Raw genomic sequence first — 21,850 nt, 5'->3', positions numbered from 1 at the left:
CCAATCGCATTTTGTTGGAATTGCTTTTCGCTGTCTGAAACCAGAGATCTAAACCAAAAAGCGATGCAGGATATTTCCGGTTAAACGCGTCACACTCTAGAAGGTGTATTTGCTTTCCAGCAGCAGGCCGTACCGGTGATAGTTCTGGTCAAGCACGACTTTCTCGCCCGTGGTGACAAGTCTGCGGTCGAAATTCGAATGAAGCCACCAGTAGCGGCCGCCGACCCCGAGCTGCCAATTCTGGGTGAGATCTACATTCAGCATCGCGTCGGCTTCCAGACCATAGGTCCAGTCGCTCTCCCAGGTCTCGATCTTGTTGTAGCTCCAGGGGACGCCTGCCACATCGACGGACCAGCCAACGCGTTGGCCCAGATCACCTTCAGCAGTCATGCCCAGACGGATGGCGTGCCAGTCGCGGGACTGTTCGACGGTCAAGCTCCCGTATTTCGCGGAAACGTCGTCAGAAAGATACTGATAGCCGAGAAAACCTTTGAGCCGCACCTGGTTGTTGGCGAATTGCGCAAAACCCCAGCCGCCGTCGATAACGACATATCCGAGCGTCGTCTCATCGGTGCTGTCCATCTCGTAACCTGCGAAATGCACGTCGCCGCCATTGCTCCTGCCGAGGCCGACATACCCTCTGACGAAGGTATTGGCCGTGGTGTCTTCAAGCGTCCCGACCAGTTCAGCGGTATTTGAAGTGACGTTGTCGGTGCTGGAAATATCGAAACCGCTGTTGTCCAGATCGGAGCGCGACTTGCTGTACCAGTAACGCAGGCCAATGCTGCCACGCAGCGTCGATGGCTGATAGAGTTCGCCTGGCCCTGAATAAAGATCGGCAGCCGAAGCCTGGGGCACAGAGCACAGCGCCAGAAGGGCAGCAACCGGAAGGGACTGAAAAAGTCTTTTCATAGCTGAAACACCGCTTGTGTGAGTACGCGTAAATGCGCGCTATTGGTGTGTCAGGTATTGCAATTTATGGTTAACAGTGCGTGAAGGCACACCCAATCAATTCAGGAAAGGAGGCTGGAATTGCCGTCGTTCCGAGAGGGAGAGGCTAATTCGGGAGGGGCTCGGCGTCCGTGAAATCCTGTCTCTTATCAGGATGGCTGCCGGATCGAACAATAAACAATTATCAGCCTTGACCTTCCAGCAACTGGAAGGCCTATCTGATGGCATAATCCGGCACCCATCAGGACTGGCCGTGGAAGGCATTCGGCACACCGGCCGTTCTCAGGACGGACCGCGGACCAGCTGGGGATTTGGCCTAAGGGCTTGGCTGAGGTTTTGGGGCCGTACCCATAACCGGTTGGCGGGGCGCACCGGATGATGTTTTGAGGAACAGCAAAATGAATATCGGTGAAGCTTCAGAACAAAGTGGATTGCCGGTCAAGACGATCCGCTACTATGAGGATATCGGCCTTGTCCGGCCGCTGCGCAGCGAAAACGGCTATCGTGACTTTGTCGACAGTGATCTCCAGCGCCTGAAGTTCCTTCAAAGATCGCGCAGTCTTGGATTTTCCATCGACGAATGCCGCGAACTGCTCTCTCTTTATGAGGATCGCAACCGGGCAAGCGCCGATGTGAAGGCGATCACCCATGCAAAGATCAAGGAAGTCGATCGCAAGATCGATGAACTCCGGTCGCTCAGGAAGGTTCTGTCGGAACTGGTGACAGCCTGCCATGGCGATGACCGGCCAGACTGTCCCATCATTGACGACCTGTCCGGGCAGCACGCGCCCGATCAAGCGGACGAAAGCACCGGGCGGAGCTGATGGGAAGGGTCTTCCTAATCGTTTCAGCGGTCCTGTCGGCTGCTGTTCTGGCCGTTTTGTTTTGGGGGCTCGTAGCGGAGAAAGAACAGTCCCCCGGTGGCAGCGGAGCTGCCCTGGTGGAAGTTCAGGTTCCGGCGTTGGAGGGAGAGGCGCTGGCGGGCGAAACGCTTTTTCGTGAAAACTGCGCGAGTTGCCATGGCGAGAACGCTGGAGGGCGTGAGGGCATCGGCCCGCCGCTTGTTCACAAGATTTACGAACCTGGCCATCATGCCGACGGCGCCTTTCTGCTGGCAACTGCACGCGGCGTGCGCGCCCATCACTGGCCGTTTGGCGACATGCCACCCGTGGAGGGCGTTAGCCAGGCGGATGTCGAAAAGATCGTCGTTTATGTTCGCACCTTGCAGCGGGCAAACGGGATCGACTGAAAGCAAGGGGGAAATGGATGCGGATTGGGAGAGTGGCGTTGGTGCTTTGGGCAGGCTTGATTTCTGTGGGAGCTGCCTTTGGCCATGGCGGTGCAAGCGGCGTCGTCAAGGAACGTATGGATGTGATGTCGGATATCAGCCGCAACATGAAATCCATCGGGAACATGCTGAAAGGCGGCTCCGTCTTTGATCCGGATCTGGTGGTTCATGCAGGCGATGCCATCGCAGCACACTCGGGCGATACACTAACGGCTCTGTTTCCGGAAGGCAGTGATCAAACACCGACCGAAGCGAGCCCGGAGATCTGGAAGAACTGGCCTGCATTTTCTGCCTCCGCGGAGAACATGAAGGCCGCGGCACTTGCCCTGAAGAGGGTGGCAGAAGCCGGTAAGGACAAGAAGGAAATTGCGGGTGCTTTCGGCAAATTGGCAGCAACCTGCAAGAGCTGCCACGAAGTTTTTCGTATCAAGAAATAGCATTCTGTCCACGCATCGGCATGGTTCTGCGGTCAACCGGCTTGCCTCATCCCGCTGCATGTTTTACCTGACGGAAAACTTATTCGAGTAAGGAACCTGTCGTGTGCCCGTAGCGGGCAGTCGCCAGGCGTCCGCATTTCACTATGTTCAACTTGTATTCATATGCCATCGCATAAATGCAGGTGCGGCAATTGAAGACATAAGCGCTGTGTCCAGCCGGTTCAGCAAGGCAGGAACGCCGCCACTACGTGCACCCGGGACAGGCCAGAGGAGACGAAACGACATGACCATCCGCTATCACAAGGGCGACCTGCCCGACCTGAAAGCCTATGAAACGGCAAAAGCGGTGGCGGTCGATTCAGAGACCCTGGGCCTCAACCCGCATCGCGACCGGCTCTGTGTCGTGCAGCTCTCTCCGGGCGACGGCAGCGCGGATGTGGTCCAGATCGCACGCGGCCAGAACGAGGCGCCGAACCTTGCTGCGCTCATGACGGATACGTCCAAACCCAAAATATTCCACTTCGCCCGGTTTGATGTTGCGGTGCTTCAGCACTATCTGAACATTCGGGTCTCGCCGGTGTGGTGCACGAAAATCGCTTCCAAACTGGTGCGGACCTACACGGATCGCCACGGATTGAAGGATATCACGCGAGAGCTTCTTGGTGTTGAGCTGTCCAAGCAGCAGCAGAGCTCCGATTGGGCCGCGGAAACCCTGAGCGATGCACAACTGGCCTATGCGGCTTCGGACGTGCTTCATCTGCACGCCTTGAAGGAACGGTTTGAAATGATGCTGGAGCGTGAAGAACGCACTCATATTGCCGAGGCCTGTTTCGACTTCCTGCCGACGCGGGCGGAACTCGATCTGAAGGGCTGGGAAGAAAACGATATTTTTGCCCACTCGTAAGGGGCCTCTCCCAAGAGCCCTGGCGTCAGGGCACCTGGAACACGATTTCGGAGAACGGATTGAGCGCTGTTGGCGATCACATGCACGGGCATTCAGCCAGGCGGCCTTTGAGCCGCGCCCAACGGGCTGCGCGCCGGCACAGCGTGATGGTGCGCATCATGCGCTGGCTGTTCCCTGGTGTCGGACTGTTGATCCTCGCCGTCATGGTGGGGCTGGTGGTGCTGTTCAACGTGCTCAGCGGCTTCGGCGCTACCAACGTGATGCTGACCAGCGAGGGGCTGGTGATGGACCATCCCGAGCTTTCCGGCCATGATGGCGACCGCTCTTACCGGGTCACCGCCTACCGGGCGATCCAGCGCCTCAGCGACCCGCGTATCATCGATCTCGAAACCATTCGGGCCGACATCACGCTGAGCAAGGACCAGAGCGCGCAAATCGTGGCGCTGAAGGGCACCTATAACAACGCCACCGAAAGTCTGCGGCTTTACGAAGGCATTCAGCTTGAGTGGAGTGAAGGCTACACGGTCGATTTGTCCGAAGTTGAGATCGATCTCACCAACGGCGCCCTGAAGACCTCGAACGTCGTGTCCATCCGGTCCGATCAGGGCCGTGTCGTGGCGGGCAAACTCGATTATGATAAAGCCAAGGGAATCGTTAGATTTTCCGATGGCATCAAGATGACCCTCAATCCTGCTTCGCAAGGACAGTAAGAGATGACATTTCTGAAACGCATGACGATTGCCGCCGCCGCTGCCCTTCTTGCCGGTTCGGCTCATGCCCAGACCTTCTCCGATGCCTTCGCGGGCTTCGGGTCGAACGAAGGTGAACCCATCGAGATCGAGGCAAGTGAGCTGCGGGTCGAAGACAACAACAACACCGCCACCTTTGTCGGCGACGTGCTGGTGACGCAGGGCGAAACCAGCCTCAAGACGCAGCGGCTCAAGGTCTACTACGTCGGTTCCGGTGCGGAAAAGACCGAAGAGAGCGCCGTTCAGCAGCGGATTTCCAAGCTGGAAGCGGAAGGCGGCGTGTTCATCACCTCCAAGGATCAGACAGCGAAGGGCGATGAGGCCAGCTTTGACATGAACAAGGAAGTCATGGTCATGACCGGCCGGGAAGTCGTGCTCAGCCAGGGGCCGAACGTTGTCGTCGGTAACAAACTGACCGTGAATCTGAAGACCGGCAAGGCCAACCTGAGCGCCGGTGGCGGCAAGGTGGCGGGGCAGGGCAACGGCCGCGTCAAGGTTCGCATTCAGCCCAACAGCGTGAACAACGGCCAAACCGGCAACTGAGTTTGACGGCAAGTCCGACTCGACAGCGTCGGTCGCAGACCTTATGTGAAGCCGCGACAATGATCGGATGGACGGCGCGCCAGTGAAGAGAACGTCTTCGGAGAATAACGGATTGCAGGGAAGCACGCCGGACCACGCCCATGATGGCGAAGATTTGTCGCAAGCGCTGGTCGTTGAAGGCATTGGCAAGACCTATGGCCGCCGGCAGGTGGTGAAATATGTCAGCCTGACTGTGAAACCGGGCGAGGCCGTCGGCCTTCTGGGGCCGAACGGCGCCGGCAAGACCACCACCTTCTATATGATCACCGGGCTGATCCGTCCGGATCAGGGCCAGATTTCACTGGAAGGCTTCAACATCACCCGGATGCCGATGTATCGCCGTGCGCGGCTCGGCATTGGCTATCTGCCGCAGGAAGCGTCCATCTTTCGCGGCCTGACGGTGGAGGAAAACATCCGCGCCGTGCTGGAAGTGATTGAACCCAACCGGCAGAAACGCCGCGAGGAACTTGATTCGCTGCTGGCCGAATTCGGACTTACCCACTTGCGGAAGTCACCCAGTATCGCGCTTTCCGGCGGTGAACGCCGCCGCGTCGAGATTGCCCGCGCGCTGGCAAGCCGGCCGTCCTTCATGCTGCTCGATGAGCCCTTCGCGGGTATCGATCCCATCGCCGTCGGTGACATCCAACAACTCGTTCGTCATCTCACCCAGCGTGGAATCGGGGTCTTGATCACCGACCACAACGTTCGCGAGACCCTCGGCCTGATCGACCGGGCCTATATCATTGCTTCCGGCGAAGTGCTGACGGAAGGGTTGCCGCAGGAAATTGTCACCAATCCGGACGTGCGCCGGCTTTATCTGGGTGAACAATTTACGCTTTGATGACACGCCGTCAGGTACGTTATACACTCGGTCTGCAAAGAATAAGCAAAAAGCAGACCAACTTGAAATAACGCTCGCCTGGGAACTCAATGGCCATTTCAACCAAGCTGGAGATGCGGCAAAGCCAGTCGCTGATCATGACGCCGCAGCTGATGCAGGCGATCAAGCTGTTGCAAATGTCCAATCTCGATCTGGTTGCCTATGTCGAAGCTGAACTGGAGCGTAATCCGCTTCTGGAAAAGAACGACATTGCCGATGGTGGAGCCGAGGGCGATGGCGGGGGAGACGCGGCTGCAGATGCGTTCGGCGATGGCACGGACAGCCAGAACCGGCAAAGTGACGAGCCTGACACCGGCGACTGGATGCAAAGCGATCTGGAAACCGGGTCGGAAGCCATTGCCGCGCGCATGGACACCGATCTCGGCAACGTCTTTCCCGACGAGCCCGGCGTGCCGGCATCGCCCGATCCCGCCCTCCTGAAGGCCGGCGACAGCTACAAGAACACCGGCAGCAGCGGCGCGTCCGAAGATTACAATCTGGAAGCTTTCGTTGCCGACGAAGCCTCTCTGGTCACGACGCTGGAAGAGCAGATGCATCTTGCGATCGGGGATGAGGCCGACAAGCTGATTGCGACCCATCTGATCAACTCGCTTGATGAGAACGGCTACCTCTACCTGGACTTCGATGAAACGGCAGAGCAGCTTGGCGTCGATATCGCACGCCTGGAAAGCGTTCTTGCGGTCCTGCAGACCTTTGAACCCGCAGGCGTGTTCGCTCGAAACCTGGCCGAATGCCTGAAACTGCAGCTCATCGACAAGAACCGTTTCGATCCCGCCATGGAAGCCCTGATCGACAACATCGAATTGCTGGCCAGACGCGACTTGCCCGCGCTGCGCAAGGTCTGCGGTGTCGATGACGAGGATCTGATCGAGATGATCGCGGAAATCCGCGCGCTCGATCCAAAGCCCGGCAGCCTGTTCGGGTCTGCGCTGGTGCAGCCGGTGGTGCCGGATGTTTTCGTGCGTCCGGCCAACGACGGCACCTGGGCGATAGAGCTGAATTCCGACACCTTGCCGAAGGTGCTCGTCAATCAGACCTACTACGCCAAGGTGATCAAGACGGCCCGCAACGAGACCGAGAAGGAATATCTCACCGACTCGCTGCAGACGGCCAACTGGCTGGCCAAGAGCCTAGACCAGCGCGCCCGCACGATCCTGAAGGTATCGACGGAAATCGTGCGCCAGCAGGACGGGTTCCTGACCTATGGCATCGCCCATCTGCGGCCGCTCAATCTGAAGACCGTTGCGGAGGCAATCGGCATGCACGAATCGACGGTCAGCCGCGTGACGTCGAACAAGTTCATGGCAACCCCACGCGGCATCTACGAGCTCAAGTACTTCTTCTCGTCAGCCATTTCCGCAACGGTGGGGGGCGATGCGCATTCGGCCGAGTCGGTTCGGCACCGGATCAAGCAGATGATCGATGCCGAGGATCCGAAGGCGATCCTCTCCGACGACACGATTGTCAAAATTCTGAAGGATGATGGCGTCGATATTGCCCGCAGAACGGTAGCCAAATACCGTGAAGCCATGAAGATCGGCTCGTCCGTTCAGCGCCGGCGGGAAAAAAACGTGCGGCTATAAGTCCTGATGCGGTCTGCCTTTAGGGCTGAATGGTGCAACATTTAAAATGTTTCAGAGATTTCCACTGAAACAATACAAGTCAATTACACGGCACTTTTTCTAGTTTGTTTCTTTAATTCATAATCAATTGACTCTTTGAGCGAGCGCAATTATAGCACCGCCCTCGTGACGTAAACAGGGGATGGCGCTTCGGCGCTGACTGGTCCATTCTGTAAGCTTGAAACGTCTCGCGTTTCAACACCGGTGGCAACGCCGGTGACCTATCGGTCAATAGAAAAAGAAGAGGTCCCCATGGCTTTGCGGATTTCGGGTAAGAATGTCGATGTAGGCGATGCACTGCGCGTCCACGTCACAGACCGAATCGAAGACGCTCTGGAGAAATATTTCACAGGCGGCTTCACAGGCCACGTTACGCTCAGCAGGGAGGGCACAGGCTTCAAGTCTGAATGCAGCCTGCATTTGGACACCGGAATTGTGCTTCAAGTGTCCGCGCAGGATCAGGACCCGCGCGCCAGCTTCGATATGGCTGCGGAAAAGATCGAAAAGCGGCTTCGCCGCTACAAGCGCAAGCTGAAGGACCATCATGGCCCCAATGGCCACGAGCGGGAAGCTCTAGAGGCGGCATCTTACGTGCTTGCTTCGCCCGAGGAAGACGAGGAAGTGCCGGTGGATTTCAATCCGCTGGTGATTGCCGAGACTTCCGCAAAAGTTAAAACGATGACCGTCGGTATGGCGGTAATGGAGCTGGATCTGACCGAAGCGCCGGTCGTGCTGTTCAAAAATGCGGCAAACGGCGGAGTCAATGTTGTCTATCGTAGGCCAGACGGCAATATTGGCTGGATCGACCCAGCATTGGTAGCCAATCAGGCTGCCGAATAAGGATGCGGATGGGGTCGGCTTCCGAGAGGAAGCCGGCTTCTGAAACTTGTAGGCGGACTAATGGATCTTGGTGATCTTCTGGGTAAAGACGCGGTAATTGCCGGGCTCAAGGCCAAAAGCAAAAAACAGGCAATTCAGGAACTCGCCGGAAAGGCGTCTGAACTGACCGGGCTTTCCGAACGGGAAATCTTCGATACGCTTCTTCAGCGCGAACGTTTGGGATCTACAGGTGTCGGTCACGGCATCGCGATCCCGCACGGCAAGCTGACACGTCTCGACCGTTTGGTCGGATTGTTTGCGAAGCTGGATAAACCTGTCGATTTCGATGCTTTGGACGACGAACCCGTCGACCTGGTGTTTCTGCTTCTGGCGCCGGAAGGCGCAGGCGCCGACCATCTCAAGGCATTGGCCCGTATCGCACGCCAGCTCCGCGACAGCACTGTCACCCAGGGCATTCGCGCATCCCATGACGCGCAGGAGATCTACGATCTTCTGACCCAGCCGCTGGCATCGTCCAACGCGGCTTGATCTGGTCAAAGTCCCTGACGCAACAAGACCGGTCGCATGGCCGGTCTTTTGGTTTCTATCCGCTGCCTTGCCACAGCGAAGATGCGGTGGACACTGCTTTCGGGTGTTGCCCCGGCCATTTGTCTTGCACCTGGCCGGGGAGCGCTTGTGAGGCAGATGCGTCTCAGGCTTTCGCCGGATTGGCATCGCCCTGGACGAGCCCTTGCTGCGGGGTGGAAACCGGGCCTTTGGTCAGGGCCGGAAGATGCAGGTCGGCCAGTTCAGCAGGCGGGTTTGTTTCCTCAGGAATGCGCCACAGGGTGGAGCGGATCGCGATCTGGCCAAGGGTCCTTGTGGACGTGGCGACAGCGATCAGCATGGCCAGCAGCGGACCGATGGCCACAGGAATAACCGGCCACACCAGATCGATCGGCTGGGTGGAGAGCCAAGCGAGCCCGGCCAGCCCGAACAGTGTCTGCGGCCAGAGTTTGGCCGCTGCCAGCAACATAGGCAGGCGCTGGACACCGCGTGCCTGTGCGCCCCAGCCAATGGTCTTGCCGAACAGCAGTCCGCCCATGAACAGTGAATGCGCGACGGCCATGATCGGTGCCAGCATCGCTGAATAGACGATCTCCGCCAGAACGCTGATGACGATGCGCACAGGTCCACCGAAGGCCTTGCGCAGATCCGGCCGGGCGAGCACATCGGCCACTGTTGCCAGTTTCGGCGCGAACACCATCGTCAGAACCGTGAAGAAGAGCAGGGCGCCGGTATCGGGCCGGTACGGCATGTAGTCGGTGACCATGCCGAGGATGGCCGCCGATGTCATGAAGCCCAGCCAGGCGGGCGAGCCGAGAAACATCAGGATGGCGAGCACGAGCTGCATCCGGCTGACAGGCTTGAGGCCGGGAAGGCCGATCAGCCGGCGGTACTGCAGGTTGCCCTGGCACCAGCGCAGGTCGCGGCGGATAAACTCCAGCAGATGCGGCGGATTGGCTTCATAGCTGCCCGTCTCCAGTGGCAGCACACGCACTTCGTAGCCGGCGCGACGCATCAATACGGCTTCCACCTGGTCGTGAGAAAGGATGGTACCCGAAAGCGGTCCGTTGCCGGGCAGTTCCGGCAGGCGGCAGCTTTCCTTGAACGGTTTGATCCGCAGGATCGCATTGTGACCCCAGTACGGACCGCAATCGCCCTGCCACCAGGCGCTGCCGATGGTGTAGGAGCGCATGCCGAGCCGCATTCCAAACTGGAAGACACGGGCAAAGGCGCTGTCCGTCGGTAGGCCGACCACCAAGCTTTGCAGAATGCCGAGTTGCGGATTGACTTCCATGCGCCGCACCAGGCCAATGATGGCCTCGGCGGACATGTAGCTGTCGGCATCCAGCACCAGCGCGAACTCGTGGCGGTCTCCCCAGCGCTCACAGAAATCTTCGATATTGCCGGCCTTGAAGCCACGATTGTCCGTGCGGCGCCGATAGACGACGTCCATCTGCCCTTCAAAGCGATCCTTCAGCCGGGCAGTCATCTGCTGCTCTTGAAGGGCAACATCGTCCATGTTGGTGTCGCTGAGGACATAGAGGGTGAACCGGTCCGCTTCGCCTGCGCGTATCAGGTGAGACACCATGGCAGACAGGTTGGTTTCCAGGCTTTCGGTATCTTCGTTGCGGACGCAGGACAAGAGGGCCGTGGAGCTTCTCAGCGGCTGCGAAGCATCACCGTGGTCGATCGGACAAACCGCATCGGCCGGATTTCGGGAAAGCCGCATGATGAGCAGGCCGATCACCGCGTTCCAGAAGCCGATGATGGTCCAGGGCAGGGTGACGAGGAAACAGATCAGAATGAAAAGGTCTAGCGCCGTGTAGCCGCCGGGAGAAAGCGTCAGCGTCATCAAGGTGGCAAGGCCCGCAAAGCTGAGCCCGAGAAGGACAGCGAAGGTGATGCGCCGTGCGGTCATGTTTGAGATTGATCCAGTGAATTTTGGCATGTCACAGACCCGAAACATTTTTTTGACTTCCAATTGGAGCGATCATCGCAATAGTGCGCATGTCAAAATGTCCTAACGTTGACAAAGGCAAGGGTTGATGACCGCTGAGGATAGAGGATGACCGCAGACGCACCGGTGACGAGCGACACAGGCAAACCGCAGGCGCTGTGGTACACCGAGCCCGGTCGATGCGGACTGGAGACTGTTTCCTTGAACGAGATAAATACCGGCGAAGTGCTGGTCGAAACGCTCTTTAGCGGTATAAGCCGGGGAACGGAAGGCCTTGTCTTTCGCGGCGATGTGCCGCCGAGCGAATGGCAGCGCATGCGGGCGCCGCATCAGGAAGGGGATTTCCCGTTTCCGGTGAAATACGGCTACGCAAATGTCGGCACGGTCCGTGCTGGAGACCCGGATCTCGACGGCCGCCTTGTTTTCTCGCTCTTCCCTCATCAAAGCGTCTTTACGCTCCCCTCCATGTCATGCGTGCCGGTTCCTGAGGGCGTTTCCGCCGAAAGGGCCGTCCTGGCGGCCAACATGGAGACGGCACTTAATGCGTTATGGGACGGAAAACCATCACCTGGGGATCACATCTGCGTGGTCGGTGGTGGTGTCGTCGGCCTCCTGACTGCATACGTTGCCGGGCGGTTGCCCGGATCAAAAGTGACGGTCGTTGATACAAACCCTGACCGTGCGGAAGCTGCCATCGCGCTGGGATTGGAATTTGCAATGCCGCACGAAGCGCCGGGCAATCAGGACCTGGTGTTTCACACGAGTGCGACATCGGCCGGCCTTGCCACGGCGCTTGCCTGTGCCGGAGACGGCACATCCATCATCGAGTTGAGCTGGTATGGCGCCCAGGCGGTCTCTGCACCGCTTGGAGCAGATTTTCACTGCCGCCGCCTGAAGCTCGTCTCAAGCCAGGTTGGAACGATCCCGGTGGAGCGCCAGGCACGCTGGACCTACCGTCGCAGGCTGGAAACGGCACTTTCCCTGCTGGCCGATCCGGTGCTCGACTGTCTCATCACCCACAAGGTGGCTTTTGAGGATCTGCCCCGGCAGCTTCCCGACTTGTTGAACAAGACATCGGATGTGCTTGCCGCGCTTGTTGTGTATGACAGCCCCAACCAGGCCGTCCTCTGAGACACCCTCCCATTTTTCTCGTAAATTCAGGATGATAATATGTTTGCAGTTGAAGTTCGCGATCACGTCATGATTGCCCACTCGTTCAAGGGAGAGCTGTTCGGACCGGCCCAGGCGTTACATGGCGCGACCTTCGTCATCGATGCAGCGTTCCTGGCCGATAACCTCGATTCCAACGGTGTGGTGATCGATATCGGCAGGGCCCATGAAGCCTTGAAGGAAGTTCTGCAGCCCTTGAACTACAAGAACCTCGACGAGGTTCCGGAATTTGCCGGCGTCAACACCACGACCGAGTTCCTCACCAAACACATTCATGACCACCTTGCCAAAGCGGCAAGGGATGACCGGCTGGGACGTTCGGGCTCGGAACTGAAGGCAATCCGCGTGACGATCTCTGAATCCCACGTCGCCCGCGCCTGGTACGAAGCCGGGATCTGACAGCTCATGCCTTCGCTTGTCTTTGCCTATCCGGGCGACCTGGACACACCGACCGGTGGCTACGGCTATGATCGCAGGATCATTGCCGGTTTGCGCACACTGGGCTGGGATGTCGAGCTGGTATCACTCGGCGACGGCTTTCCGTTTCCCTCCGAAGAAACGCTTCGCCAGGCCGAATACAGACTGTCCGCAGTTCCGGAAGGATCGCTTGTCGTCGTTGACGGTCTTGCCCTCGGTGTGATGGCGGAAGCCATGGAACGGCTGCACGAGCGGATCAGGCTGGTTGCCCTGGTGCACCACCCGCTATGCCTTGAGAACGGCCTGTCAAGGGAACAGGCCGACGCTCTCCTCCAGAGCGAAAACAATGTGCTGGCGTTCGCTCGCCACATCATCGTGACCAGTCCTGCGACAGGAACACAGGTGGAAGACCTGTTCGCCATCTCGCCGGACCGCATCACGGCTGTGCTGCCGGGCACCGACAAGCCTGCGCCCTTTGAGCGCTCGCAACAGGACATCATACGGCTTCTGTCGGTCGGCACTTTGCTGCCGCGCAAGGGGTATGACCTGTTGCTGACTGCCTTGGCCAGCCTGAAGACGCTTGAGTGGCACCTGGACATCGTAGGCGGGCTTGAAGCGGATCCTGCCTGTTACCAGGCGCTTCTCAAGCAGGCGCATGAGCTGGACCTTCTCGACAGGATTACCTTTCACGGTGCTGTTCCTTCGCAGGACCTTGGCGGCTTTTACCGGTCAGCGGACATTTTCGTTCTCGCGAGCCGGTATGAAGGCTACGGCATGGCCTATACGGAAGCCCTTGCCTACGGTTTGCCGGTGATCGGCAGCGGTGGCGGCGCTGTGAAGGAAACGCTGCCGGAGGGCGCTGCAATCTACTGCGGCGTTGAGGATGTGGAGGCATTGCAGAGCGCGCTTGACGCCCTGATTTCGGACCGTGAGCAGCGTGACAGATTGAGCGCTGAAGCCAGAAAGGCGGCAGACCTCTTGCCGGACTGGACAGACGCAGCGCGGCAGTTTGCAAACCTTTTGCAGGACACTTTTCGATGACCGGTTTTTCTCCTGAATGGCTGGCCCTGCGCGAGCCGGTCGATCTCGCAGCTCGCAACGAAGCTGTCGAAATCACGTTCTTTGCCGCTCTCGGTAGTGACCGTTTGCGTATTCTGGACCTTGCAAGCGGCGCCGGCTCGACTGTTTCGGCGCTTTCGCGGCGTCGAGGCCGGTCTGTTGGCTGCTCGGTGGAATGGCTTTTGACCGATTACGATCCTGCTCTTTTGGAAGTTGCCGATCAGCGCTGGCAGGACAGCGTGACAACGCGGCAGATCGACCTTGCCAAGGATCTGGAACAGCTTCCCTTTGCCGAGGTCGATGCGGTGACCACCTCCGCCTTTCTGGATCTGGTCTCGGAGCCGTTTCTCGTCCGTCTGGTCGAGCAGGTCGTGCAGGCGAAAAAGCCGTTTCTGGCAAGTCTGACCTATGATGGACGCGCCGCATTTGCCCCGCAGCTTGCCTTCGATTCAGCTGTCTTGAACGCGCACAACACGCATCAGCTATCGGACAAGGGGTTTGGCCCCGCTCTCGGTCCGGCTGCCGCCGGGCGTGCCATCGAACTGTTTCAGGATCGTGGCTACAAGGTGGTGCAAGGTCGGTCAGACTGGCAGGCAGACCACGCGTCGGCAAACTTCCTGAGGGAGCTGCTTGGCGGCTGGCGTACCGTCGGCAGGCAGGTCGCGCTGGACGAGGCAGAGCTGGAAGACTGGTGGTCGCTGCGACAGGAGCAGATCGGCTCAGGTGCTCTCAGTCTCACCGTCGGCCACGTCGATTTCGCCGCCTTGCCGTAAGCACTGGCTTTCGGCTTTCCGGAAAATCCATCCTCTTTCAAGATGACACGTCCCCTAGGCAGGCTTTCGCTGCCAAGGCTCTTGGTGTTTTGTCAAGGTCTTGTCCGTAAGGACGGGGATGTTCAGCCGGATAACATAAATAGCCGTAGCTGAAAGGTCTCGGAACGGGATAATTCTGCCCGTACCTCGGGGTGGTGTGGAAGCATTAACTTAACAAACTTTAATGGTTGTTGTTTCGTGATTTTTTACCATGCCCTTTAATTACAGTTTATCGTTTTTTGGGTCTAGATGACGTTTAGGAACTCAAGGACCGGTTCAAACGAAACCGAGAGAAAGTGATAAGGACAAAATGAAACAGACCATTCGGACCCTGCTGGCAAAACATGGCAATCTGCCGGTTTCTATCGATGATGTCGCGGACGGTGCGGATCTCTACGATGCCGGTCTGTCGTCCTTTGCCTCCGTGCAGGTCATGCTGGCTCTCGAAGAAGAATTCGACATCGAGTTCCCGGAGCATCTGCTGAACCGCAAATCGTTCTCCTCCATTGACGCGATCGACGCAGCGCTTACCGAAATTCTGAAAGAACAGGCTGCCTGATCCATGACCGCCGCAGCCAAGATCACTGCCATGGGATTGGCAGATCGCGCCAAACGTGCCGCCAAAGTCGCTTCCGAATATGCGGACAAGGTCGATGTGGAAGGCCGTTTTCCTGCTGAAGGCATGGACGCCTTGAAAGCGGAACGTCTGATGGGGGTCATGATCCGTCCGGAGTTCGGCGGCGAGGGAGCAACGCTGACCGAGGTTGCCGACATCTGTGCGATCCTCGGACAAGCCTGCTCGGCCACGGCGATGACTTACGCCATGCACCAGATCCAGATTGCCAGCCTTGCCGACTACGCGGTCGGGAGCGCATGGCACGAAGCCTTCCAGAAGCGGATCTGCGACGAACAGCTCCTGATCGCTTCGGCAACCAGTGAGGCGGGGATCGGCGGCAACCTGCGCAATTCGATCTGTGCGACCCAGGTTGATGGCGACACCGTTCGACTCACCAAGGACGCGACGGTGATTTCCTACGGCGCCAATGCGGATGCCATCATGGTGACGTCCCGTCGGCATGCCGAGGCAGCCCATTCCGATCAGGTTGCAACCATTTTTCTCAAGGATCAGTACACGCTCGAGCAGACCAGCAAATGGGACACGCTCGGCATGCGCGGCACTTGTTCCGATGGCTATATTTTCAACGCGGAAGCGCCGGCCGGGCAGATCCTGCCGCGGCCCTTCGCCGAAATCGCGGCCCAATCCATGTTGGCCGTCTCCCACCTGCTGTGGGGTGCGCTCTGGTATGGCATCGCCGCAGATGCGGTTGCGCGCTCGCAGAGTTTCGTCAAGGCCGCCGCGCGCAAGTCGCCGGGCCAGGTGCCTCCGGGGGCGCTGCGCCTTGCCGAGGCGTCCAGCCTGCTGCAATTGGTCAAGGCGAATGTCGTTGCAGGCCTGAAGCAATTCGAAGGCTGCAAGGGCGATAGCGATGCGCTCAATGCCATGAGCTTTTCGGTTGCCATGAACAACGTGAAGATCGGCACGTCGCAGACCATCCTGACGATCATCAACCACTGCATGCTGATCTGCGGGATCGCCGGCTACAAGAACGGCACACCGTTCAGCCTCGGCCGGCATCTGCGCGACGCGCATTCGGCGCAGCTGATGATTTCCAACGACCGTATTCTGGGCAACACGTCCACGATGCTCCTGGTCAACAAGCAAGACACCAGTCTTTTGGGGTAATGATGGACGCGCAAGTCTCTTTTCTGGATCAGCTCTTTTCCGAAGGCGTCCTGCATGACAGCGGCGTCGACGGCCTTTATGCCCGCAGCGGCGAATTTGAAGACGTCATTGCCCGTTTTGAAAAATTTGCCCTCACTTACGGGCAGGACGAAATCTCCGAAGCGATGGTGTTCCCGCCGGGAATGACCATGCAGGATTTCGAAACCAGCGGCTATATGAAGAACTTTCCCCAACTGGCGGGAACGGTGCATGCCTTTTGCGGCAATGACCATGACCACATGGGGCTGTTGCAATGCATGGCGGCTGGCGATGATTGGTCCAAGGATCAGAAGCCGACCCAGGTCGCTCTGACCCCGGCCGCCTGTTATCCGCTTTATCCGATCCTGTCGCGCCGTGGCGCACTGCCGGCGGAAGGCGCCTACGTGGCGCTGCAGTCCTACTGTTTCCGCCACGAGCCGTCCAAGGATCCGGCCCGTATGCAGATGTTCCGCCAGCGCGAATACGTGCGCGTCGGCTCCGCCGAGCAGACCATGGAGTTCCGCGAAACCTGGAAACAGCGGGGCTCGGACATGATGGAAAGGCTGCAACTGCCGCATCATGTCGATGTTGCCAACGATCCGTTCTTCGGCCGTGCCGGCAAGATCATGGCGTCCGGTCAGCGTGAACAGGAACTGAAATTCGAAATGCTGGTGCCCATCACCTCGGAAGAAAAGCCGACGGCGTGCATGAGCTTCAACTACCACATGGACAATTTCGGCAAGGCTTGGAACATCAGTCAGGCCGATGGCACACCCGCCCACACAGCCTGTGTCGGCTTCGGTCTCGAACGTCTTGCGCTTGCGTTGTTCCGCCATCACGGTTTCGACACGTCCAAATGGCCTGAAGGTGTCCGTGCCGCGCTTTGGGGATAAGGGAAGGCAACATGACGCAAGCTGTGTTTGACCGCTTCAATGCGGCAACCTACGTGCGCAGTCCGCTCCATTCCCAGGACCGGGACTGGCCCGAAACCAACTGCTATCTCGATGTCTGGATCGAGGTGTTGCCATCTCTCGGACTGCCGGCAGAAGCCTGCCTTTCCTATTCGGTCACCCAGGACTTCGAAGGCGACCAGTTCACCTTTTTCAAGGTGCCGCTGGAGGACCTGGAAGCGCTTTATGGCCTCAAGGTCACCGAGCTTGCCATCTATGACCGGGTCGAAGACCACGTTCAGCAGCAGATTGAACGGGGCCGTTTGTCGCTGGTTGAAGTCGACAGCTATTTTCTGCCCGACACGCATGGCGTCGGCTATCACGAGGCCCATGGCAAGACCACGATCGCGGTCAACTGGATGGATTTTGAAGCCCGGACGATGGAGTATTTCCACGGACTGGGCCTGCACCGGCTGGATGGTGACGATTTCGATGGCGTTTTCCAGCGCGGCGCTCACGAAAAGGCGACACCTTTTCTGCCCTATACGGAATTCGTGAAGGTTCCAGGCACGCTGCCGACGCCGGCGCACATCCTGAGTGTTTCAGAGAGCCTGCTGCGTCATCACCTGAAGCGCCGCCCGCAGCAGAACCCGATTGCCGCCTTCGCACAGGTGTTCCCGGCGCAGGTGGAAAAGATCTGCGAACGCGAGTTCGGGTTCTTCCACCTTTATGCCTTCAACACGCTGCGCCAGCTCGGGGCGAATTTTGAACTGTTCTCCTCCTACCTGGATTGGCTGGTGGCTGAAGGCCGGACCGAATTGACCGAAGGTGTGCAGATGGCCAGGACCATTTCGTCCACCTGCAAGATGGTGCAGTTCAAACTGGCGCGCGCGGTCATGCGAAAGAAATTCCAGGGGCTAGACGAAAGCCTGCAGCCCGCGGTCAACGCGTGGGACAGTCTGATGCTGTTGCTCGGCCGTCATTATGGTGACGAGGAATCACGCTTTTCGCCCGTTGTCAGCGCCGCCGGGGTTTGAATGATCGACCTGAGTGAAGGGGCCTGGTCGCTGTCATTGACAGAGCCGGGGGCCATCGAAACGCCGCTTGCAACCGGCCATCAGTGGGACTTTGTTCCCGCAAGGGTTCCGGGAACGGTTGCCGGTGCTTTGGCGGATGCTGGCCGTTACGACCCGGAAAATCCCTTTCCGCTCCATGACAAGGATGTCTGGTACGAAGCCTGGTTTGATGCAGAACCGGGGCAATACCGCTTGTGCCTGGACGGGCTGGCAACCATTGCCGAGGTTTACCTGAACGACGTTGAAGTCCTGTCCAGCCGGAACATGTTCCGGAAATACAGTCTTCCCGTCGAACTCACTGGGCGCAACGTCCTCAAAATCTGCTTTCGCGCGCTCGAACCGCATCTCAACGCGAAGGGTCCGCGTGCCCGCTGGAAACCGCAACTGGCAACCAGCCAGGGCCTGCGGCTGGTGCGGACGACGCTGCTCGGCCATATGCCGGGCTGGTGCCCGGAGATCCATGCCGTTGGCCCCTACCGCCCGATCCGGCTGGAGCAAGAAACGGCACCGCGTCTCATCGACAAGCACATTCTGGCGGATCTTGCCCCGGACGGCAGCGCCGCGCTGACGGTTGCGGTCAGGCTGGAAAATGTGGACACTGACCCGGTGCTGACCTGCGCCGGGGCATCGGCAAAGATGACCCGTCAGGACGACGGCACCTATGCGGCAACACTCCGCCCTGAGGGCATCACGCCCTGGATGCCGCACACGCACGGCGACCCTGCGCTCTATGATATGGCGGTGCACTGCGCGGATCACACGTTTTCGCTGGGCAAGACAGGCTTTCGCCGGATTGAGGCAGACCACGGCCACGATGGACGAGGCTTTGACCTGAAGATCAACGGCACCCCCGTCTTTTGCCGTGGTGCCGTCTGGACAAATGCGGATCTTTTGAACTTGTCGTCCGGCCGCGAAGCCTATCGTCCGTTGTTGGAAAAGGCACGCGATGCGGGCATGAACATGCTGCGCATCGGCGGCACGATGCTTTACGAAAGCCGCGCCTTCTTCGAGCTGTGCGACGAACTCGGGCTGCTGGTCTGGCAGGACTTCCAGTTCGCGAACTACGATTATCCCGTGAAGGACAAGGCCTTCGTTGAGGAGGTCGAGGCGGAACTGCGCGATCAACTGAAGGAAACCATGGGCTGTCCGTCGCTTGCCGTTCTGTGCGGTGGCAGCGAGATCTATCAGCAGGGCGCCATGATGGGGCTTTCCGAAGACCGCTGGAAGGGCCCGCTGTGTGAGGAGATCCTGCCGGAGATTGCCGCAGAGCTGCGCCCGGACGTGCCTTTTGCTGCAAATTCACCCTGCGGCGGCGTCCTGCCGTTTTCTCCCAATGAAGGTATCGCGCATTATTACGGCGTTGGCGCATATTTGAGACCGCTGGAAGATGCAAGGCGGGCCGATGTCCGCTTTGCGGGCGAATGCCTTGCCTTCTCCAACGTTCCCGTTCCGCAGAGCCTGGAGGAAGGCCTGCCGGTGAAACCCGGTCATGATCCGCGCTGGAAGGCGCGGGTGCCGCGCGACCGCGGTGCCGGCTGGGATTTCGAGGACGTGCGCGATCACTATCTGAAACGGCTCTATGACGTCGAGCCTGCCGCTCTTCGTTATGGCGACCCGGACAGATATCTCGATTTCGGGCGGGCGGTCACCGGCGAGGTCATGTCCGAGACCTATGCCGAATGGCGACGGCCTGCGTCCAACTGCCAGGGCGCTCTGGTCTGGACCCTTTCCGACCTTTCGATTGGGGCCGGATGGGGTCTGATCGATGCGGCCGGACGACCCAAGCCCGCCTGGTACGCTCTCAAGCGGGCCTTCCAGCCGGTTCTGGCGTGTGTCACAGACGAGGGGACCAACGGGCTGGCCATACACGTGATCAACGAGCGGGCGGAAGAAAAGCCCGTCAAGGTCAGCATTGCCTGCCTCAGGGACGGTCAGGTGCCGGTGGTTTCAGGAGAGATGGATCTTGTTCTGGCGCCCCGCAGCGCGCAGACGCTCAATGCGGTCGATCTGATCGGAGCGTTCTTTGACGTCACCTACGCTTACCGCTTCGGCCCCCCATCGCACGATGTCACCTTGGTGCGTCTTTGCGATGCGCAAACCGGTGAACCGATCTCCGAAGCGCATCACTTCCCGCTTGGCCGGGGTCATAACCGTCATTTCGATGCACCCGAGGCAAACGTTCTCAAAGACGAGGCCGGTAACTGGTCGCTGAAGATTGCCGCCAGGCGCTTCCTGCAATCGGTTGCTGTCGACGTGCCCGGGTTTGAACCGGAAGACAACTGGTTTCATCTGGCGCCAGGGGAAACACGTCAGGTTCGGCTGAGGCAGGTCGGAGGCGATGTAAGTCGCGACGGTCAAACAGCGCCGACGGGGCATTTGGTTGCGTTGAATTTCGCAGGCCGGACCGCCTTCTGACACCGCTCGGCAAGCAGGTGCTTATCTGCCTGCTTCGTCTGCCACCGCCGGTGTTTTTGCCCACAAAATGAAGAACCATGTGCCGATGGTCAGCGCGATCTGGACGGCGAAGCGGAAAAGCGCCGCGCCGGCCAGGCCGCCTACCATGGTGCCAAGCGTCACGACAGGGATCAGCAAGAGGCTGGTGCCGATGAGCAGCGCCATGCGCACGCGTTGACGCCCGGTTGCCCGCAGGACGTCCGCCCCGACACCCGAAAGACCCATAAGAAGCGGATAAAAGGCAAGGCACACCACGACGATCGGCGTCTCGGCGAAATCCTCTCCCAGTACAAGGGGGATGAAACCTGCGGTCAGCAACAGGAAGGCGGCGACTGGCAGCGCCAGGAAAACCGTGACCGGCAGCAGTTTGACGCCAAATGCAAGGCTGCTTGCCTGACCGTCCTGCGCCTGCCGGAAATGACGGGTGTAGGTTGCATAAAGAAACGCCCGGACCGGGGCAGAGGCCGCATCGATGATCCTGAACCCAGCCGCGTATTGGCCTCCTGCATCCGCACCCAGATTGTGAACCACAACCGGTTTGTCCAGATCTCTCATGCCGCCGATGGAAAAGAACTCGATGCAGTAGAGCATGCTGAGTTTCAGGTCGCTCCGGATCAGGGTAAAGACCGGGCGGCCGAGATCTCTCAGGATGAGCCAGCACGCAACGACTGCCGACAAAAGCCCTGACACGAAGAACCACCAGGCCCATTCATCGAGCGTGAGAGTTCCGGGCAGCATGGTGGCAACCAGGAGGAACGCAAGTTTCAGGGCTGCCGCCAGGATGTTGATGACAATCTGTTTTCTGGCCTGGTCAAAGGCCATGTAGGATTGCGCACCCAGGATGACGAGCTTCGTGAACAGCAGATCCGTCAGCGAAATGATCGCGATGGTCGAGAGTGGAACGGAATCGCCGATGAGAGAATACAGCAAGGCGAGCGTTACCGGCAGGACGAGCGGAAAGGTCAATCCCATCATGATCAGGGAATGGCCGAGATACTTACCGAAGGACTGAGGCTCCACCGCAACCCGCTGGAGAAGCAGGTACTCGCTCCCCAGGCCGACCACGAAGCCGGCCATGATGGAAACGCTGGTGATCGTTACGAAGAGACCGTATCCCTCTGGCCCGAGCGCGCGAGAGATGAACAGGAAAAACGCAAGCTGAATGACAAGCTGAAGACCGAAATTGATCGTATAGGAAATCGTGTTGGCAACCAGCGGCAAACGCGACAGGCCAAGCAGCCTGTCGTAGAGCGCTTTGAGCTTATCAAGAGCCGAACTGGAGTTCTTGGACACGAATAGGCCTCGAGGCGTTAGCCGTTGGTCTGTGAAGAGCGGGGGCCACGAAAAAGGCCTTCGGTCCGCGGAGAGCAGTTATTGTGTCGCCATGACGGGACAGAACATGTCTAGGTGTCAATTCTGACCTTGCCGTTAAT

The 21,850-nt window shown here is 58.9% G+C and carries 22 protein-coding genes; 19 read left to right on the top strand and 3 right to left on the bottom strand.

From position 1 onward, the window contains the following. Positions 1–96 precede the first annotated feature (96 nt). The gene (locus tag V1T76_RS00895) at positions 97–912 is read right to left on the bottom strand and encodes a hypothetical protein (RefSeq protein ID WP_330558740.1); all 816 of its coding nucleotides are present in this window, start codon (positions 910–912) and stop codon (positions 97–99) included. 437 nt (positions 913–1,349) lie between these two features. Between V1T76_RS00895 and cueR the strand changes: the two genes are divergently transcribed. The 10 genes from cueR (at position 1,350) to ptsN (ending at position 8,802) form a co-directional block, all read left to right on the top strand. Continuing rightward, entirely contained in the window at positions 1,350–1,775 is a 426-nt protein-coding gene (cueR, locus tag V1T76_RS00890) for a Cu(I)-responsive transcriptional regulator (protein WP_330558739.1), read from the top strand. Next, positions 1,775–2,200 carry a cytochrome c gene (locus V1T76_RS00885; RefSeq protein WP_330558738.1) on the top strand — a complete coding sequence of 142 codons (426 nt, stop codon included), beginning with the start codon at positions 1,775–1,777 and terminating at the stop codon, positions 2,198–2,200. The genes cueR and V1T76_RS00885 overlap by 1 nt, the downstream gene beginning before the upstream one ends. A gap of 17 nt (positions 2,201–2,217) precedes the next feature. Beyond that, a complete protein-coding gene (locus tag V1T76_RS00880; RefSeq protein WP_330558737.1) occupies positions 2,218–2,676 on the top strand; it encodes a c-type cytochrome in 459 nt (152 codons plus the stop codon). Positions 2,677–2,959: 283 nt separating this feature from the next. Beyond that, positions 2,960–3,580, top strand: coding sequence for a ribonuclease D (locus V1T76_RS00875; RefSeq protein WP_330558736.1), 621 nt, complete (start codon positions 2,960–2,962; stop codon positions 3,578–3,580). A gap of 59 nt (positions 3,581–3,639) precedes the next feature. Beyond that, positions 3,640–4,290 carry an LPS export ABC transporter periplasmic protein LptC gene (gene lptC, locus V1T76_RS00870; protein ID WP_330558735.1) on the top strand — a complete coding sequence of 217 codons (651 nt, stop codon included), beginning with the start codon at positions 3,640–3,642 and terminating at the stop codon, positions 4,288–4,290. Positions 4,291–4,293: 3 nt separating this feature from the next. Next, the gene (locus V1T76_RS00865) at positions 4,294–4,872 is read left to right on the top strand and encodes an LptA/OstA family protein (protein ID WP_330558734.1); all 579 of its coding nucleotides are present in this window, start codon (positions 4,294–4,296) and stop codon (positions 4,870–4,872) included. 67 nt (positions 4,873–4,939) lie between these two features. Continuing rightward, positions 4,940–5,752: an LPS export ABC transporter ATP-binding protein gene (gene lptB / locus V1T76_RS00860; RefSeq protein ID WP_330558733.1), complete on the top strand. Its 813-nt coding sequence runs from the start codon at positions 4,940–4,942 to the stop codon at positions 5,750–5,752. Between the two features lie 89 nt (positions 5,753–5,841). Beyond that, on the top strand, positions 5,842–7,395 hold the full coding sequence (gene rpoN, locus V1T76_RS00855; RefSeq protein WP_330558732.1) for an RNA polymerase factor sigma-54: 1,554 nt from the start codon (positions 5,842–5,844) through the stop codon (positions 7,393–7,395). A 291-nt stretch (positions 7,396–7,686) separates the two neighbouring features. Beyond that, complete coding sequence (gene hpf / locus V1T76_RS00850; RefSeq protein ID WP_330559397.1) at positions 7,687–8,274, top strand: ribosome hibernation-promoting factor, HPF/YfiA family; 588 nt, start codon at positions 7,687–7,689, stop codon at positions 8,272–8,274. A gap of 60 nt (positions 8,275–8,334) precedes the next feature. Next, positions 8,335–8,802: a PTS IIA-like nitrogen regulatory protein PtsN gene (gene ptsN, locus V1T76_RS00845; RefSeq protein WP_330558731.1), complete on the top strand. Its 468-nt coding sequence runs from the start codon at positions 8,335–8,337 to the stop codon at positions 8,800–8,802. A gap of 163 nt (positions 8,803–8,965) precedes the next feature. Here the strand turns inward: ptsN and mdoH are convergent, their stop codons facing one another. Next, positions 8,966–10,738 carry a glucans biosynthesis glucosyltransferase MdoH gene (gene mdoH, locus V1T76_RS00840; RefSeq protein ID WP_330558730.1) on the bottom strand — a complete coding sequence of 591 codons (1,773 nt, stop codon included), beginning with the start codon at positions 10,736–10,738 and terminating at the stop codon, positions 8,966–8,968. A gap of 147 nt (positions 10,739–10,885) precedes the next feature. On the opposite strand from mdoH, the gene V1T76_RS00835 reads away from it, so the two are divergent. The 9 genes from V1T76_RS00835 to V1T76_RS00795 all read left to right on the top strand — a co-directional run bounded on the left by V1T76_RS00835 (position 10,886) and on the right by V1T76_RS00795 (position 20,378). Next, entirely contained in the window at positions 10,886–11,908 is a 1,023-nt protein-coding gene (locus V1T76_RS00835; protein ID WP_330558729.1) for a zinc-dependent alcohol dehydrogenase, read from the top strand. Positions 11,909–11,947: 39 nt separating this feature from the next. Beyond that, positions 11,948–12,346: a 6-pyruvoyl trahydropterin synthase family protein gene (locus V1T76_RS00830; RefSeq protein WP_330558728.1), complete on the top strand. Its 399-nt coding sequence runs from the start codon at positions 11,948–11,950 to the stop codon at positions 12,344–12,346. A gap of 6 nt (positions 12,347–12,352) precedes the next feature. Next, complete coding sequence (locus tag V1T76_RS00825) at positions 12,353–13,405, top strand: glycosyltransferase family 4 protein (protein WP_330558727.1); 1,053 nt, start codon at positions 12,353–12,355, stop codon at positions 13,403–13,405. Further along, positions 13,402–14,196, top strand: a complete 795-nt coding sequence (locus V1T76_RS00820; protein WP_330558726.1) for a class I SAM-dependent methyltransferase — start codon at positions 13,402–13,404, stop codon at positions 14,194–14,196. Before V1T76_RS00825 ends, V1T76_RS00820 begins: the two co-directional genes overlap by 4 nt. A 349-nt stretch (positions 14,197–14,545) precedes the next feature. Then, positions 14,546–14,794 (top strand): acyl carrier protein, encoded by a 249-nt coding sequence (locus tag V1T76_RS00815; protein ID WP_006933785.1) that lies wholly within the window; start codon positions 14,546–14,548, stop codon positions 14,792–14,794. Between the two features lie 3 nt (positions 14,795–14,797). Further along, a complete protein-coding gene (locus V1T76_RS00810) occupies positions 14,798–15,979 on the top strand; it encodes an acyl-CoA dehydrogenase family protein (RefSeq protein ID WP_330558725.1) in 1,182 nt (393 codons plus the stop codon). A 2-nt stretch (positions 15,980–15,981) separates the two neighbouring features. Then, positions 15,982–16,890 (top strand): amino acid--[acyl-carrier-protein] ligase, encoded by a 909-nt coding sequence (locus V1T76_RS00805; RefSeq protein ID WP_330559396.1) that lies wholly within the window; start codon positions 15,982–15,984, stop codon positions 16,888–16,890. Positions 16,891–16,901: 11 nt separating this feature from the next. Next, positions 16,902–17,924 carry a DUF1839 family protein gene (locus V1T76_RS00800; RefSeq protein WP_330558724.1) on the top strand — a complete coding sequence of 341 codons (1,023 nt, stop codon included), beginning with the start codon at positions 16,902–16,904 and terminating at the stop codon, positions 17,922–17,924. Then, a complete protein-coding gene (locus tag V1T76_RS00795) occupies positions 17,925–20,378 on the top strand; it encodes a glycoside hydrolase family 2 protein (RefSeq protein ID WP_330558723.1) in 2,454 nt (817 codons plus the stop codon). Between the two features lie 21 nt (positions 20,379–20,399). Here V1T76_RS00795 and V1T76_RS00790 read toward each other — a convergent pair whose 3' ends face one another. Beyond that, positions 20,400–21,710, bottom strand: a complete 1,311-nt coding sequence (locus tag V1T76_RS00790) for a lipopolysaccharide biosynthesis protein (RefSeq protein WP_330558722.1) — start codon at positions 21,708–21,710, stop codon at positions 20,400–20,402. Positions 21,711–21,850: the final 140 nt, after the last annotated feature.

Source organism: Roseibium sp. FZY0029 (genome assembly GCF_036350355.1).
GTDB lineage: Bacteria > Pseudomonadota > Alphaproteobacteria > Rhizobiales > Stappiaceae > Roseibium.
This window is presented reverse-complemented; position numbering and strand designations above follow the sequence as displayed.

What these genes read in the sequence shown, in the direction of transcription:
- V1T76_RS00895 (WP_330558740.1), bottom strand. Translation starts at nt 912, where the DNA reads ATGAAAAGACTTTTTCAGTCCCTTCCGGTTGCTGCCCTTCTGGCGCTG.
- cueR (WP_330558739.1), top strand. Translation starts at nt 1,350, where the DNA reads ATGAATATCGGTGAAGCTTCAGAACAAAGTGGATTGCCGGTCAAGACG.
- V1T76_RS00885 (WP_330558738.1), top strand. Translation starts at nt 1,775, where the DNA reads ATGGGAAGGGTCTTCCTAATCGTTTCAGCGGTCCTGTCGGCTGCTGTT.
- V1T76_RS00880 (WP_330558737.1), top strand. Translation starts at nt 2,218, where the DNA reads ATGCGGATTGGGAGAGTGGCGTTGGTGCTTTGGGCAGGCTTGATTTCT.
- V1T76_RS00875 (WP_330558736.1), top strand. Translation starts at nt 2,960, where the DNA reads ATGACCATCCGCTATCACAAGGGCGACCTGCCCGACCTGAAAGCCTAT.
- V1T76_RS00865 (WP_330558734.1), top strand. Translation starts at nt 4,294, where the DNA reads ATGACATTTCTGAAACGCATGACGATTGCCGCCGCCGCTGCCCTTCTT.
- lptB (WP_330558733.1), top strand. Translation starts at nt 4,940, where the DNA reads ATGGACGGCGCGCCAGTGAAGAGAACGTCTTCGGAGAATAACGGATTG.
- rpoN (WP_330558732.1), top strand. Translation starts at nt 5,842, where the DNA reads ATGGCCATTTCAACCAAGCTGGAGATGCGGCAAAGCCAGTCGCTGATC.
- hpf (WP_330559397.1), top strand. Translation starts at nt 7,687, where the DNA reads ATGGCTTTGCGGATTTCGGGTAAGAATGTCGATGTAGGCGATGCACTG.
- ptsN (WP_330558731.1), top strand. Translation starts at nt 8,335, where the DNA reads ATGGATCTTGGTGATCTTCTGGGTAAAGACGCGGTAATTGCCGGGCTC.
- mdoH (WP_330558730.1), bottom strand. Translation starts at nt 10,738, where the DNA reads ATGACCGCACGGCGCATCACCTTCGCTGTCCTTCTCGGGCTCAGCTTT.
- V1T76_RS00835 (WP_330558729.1), top strand. Translation starts at nt 10,886, where the DNA reads ATGACCGCAGACGCACCGGTGACGAGCGACACAGGCAAACCGCAGGCG.
- V1T76_RS00830 (WP_330558728.1), top strand. Translation starts at nt 11,948, where the DNA reads ATGTTTGCAGTTGAAGTTCGCGATCACGTCATGATTGCCCACTCGTTC.
- V1T76_RS00825 (WP_330558727.1), top strand. Translation starts at nt 12,353, where the DNA reads ATGCCTTCGCTTGTCTTTGCCTATCCGGGCGACCTGGACACACCGACC.
- V1T76_RS00820 (WP_330558726.1), top strand. Translation starts at nt 13,402, where the DNA reads ATGACCGGTTTTTCTCCTGAATGGCTGGCCCTGCGCGAGCCGGTCGAT.
- V1T76_RS00815 (WP_006933785.1), top strand. Translation starts at nt 14,546, where the DNA reads ATGAAACAGACCATTCGGACCCTGCTGGCAAAACATGGCAATCTGCCG.
- V1T76_RS00810 (WP_330558725.1), top strand. Translation starts at nt 14,798, where the DNA reads ATGACCGCCGCAGCCAAGATCACTGCCATGGGATTGGCAGATCGCGCC.
- V1T76_RS00805 (WP_330559396.1), top strand. Translation starts at nt 15,982, where the DNA reads ATGGACGCGCAAGTCTCTTTTCTGGATCAGCTCTTTTCCGAAGGCGTC.
- V1T76_RS00800 (WP_330558724.1), top strand. Translation starts at nt 16,902, where the DNA reads ATGACGCAAGCTGTGTTTGACCGCTTCAATGCGGCAACCTACGTGCGC.
- V1T76_RS00795 (WP_330558723.1), top strand. Translation starts at nt 17,925, where the DNA reads ATGATCGACCTGAGTGAAGGGGCCTGGTCGCTGTCATTGACAGAGCCG.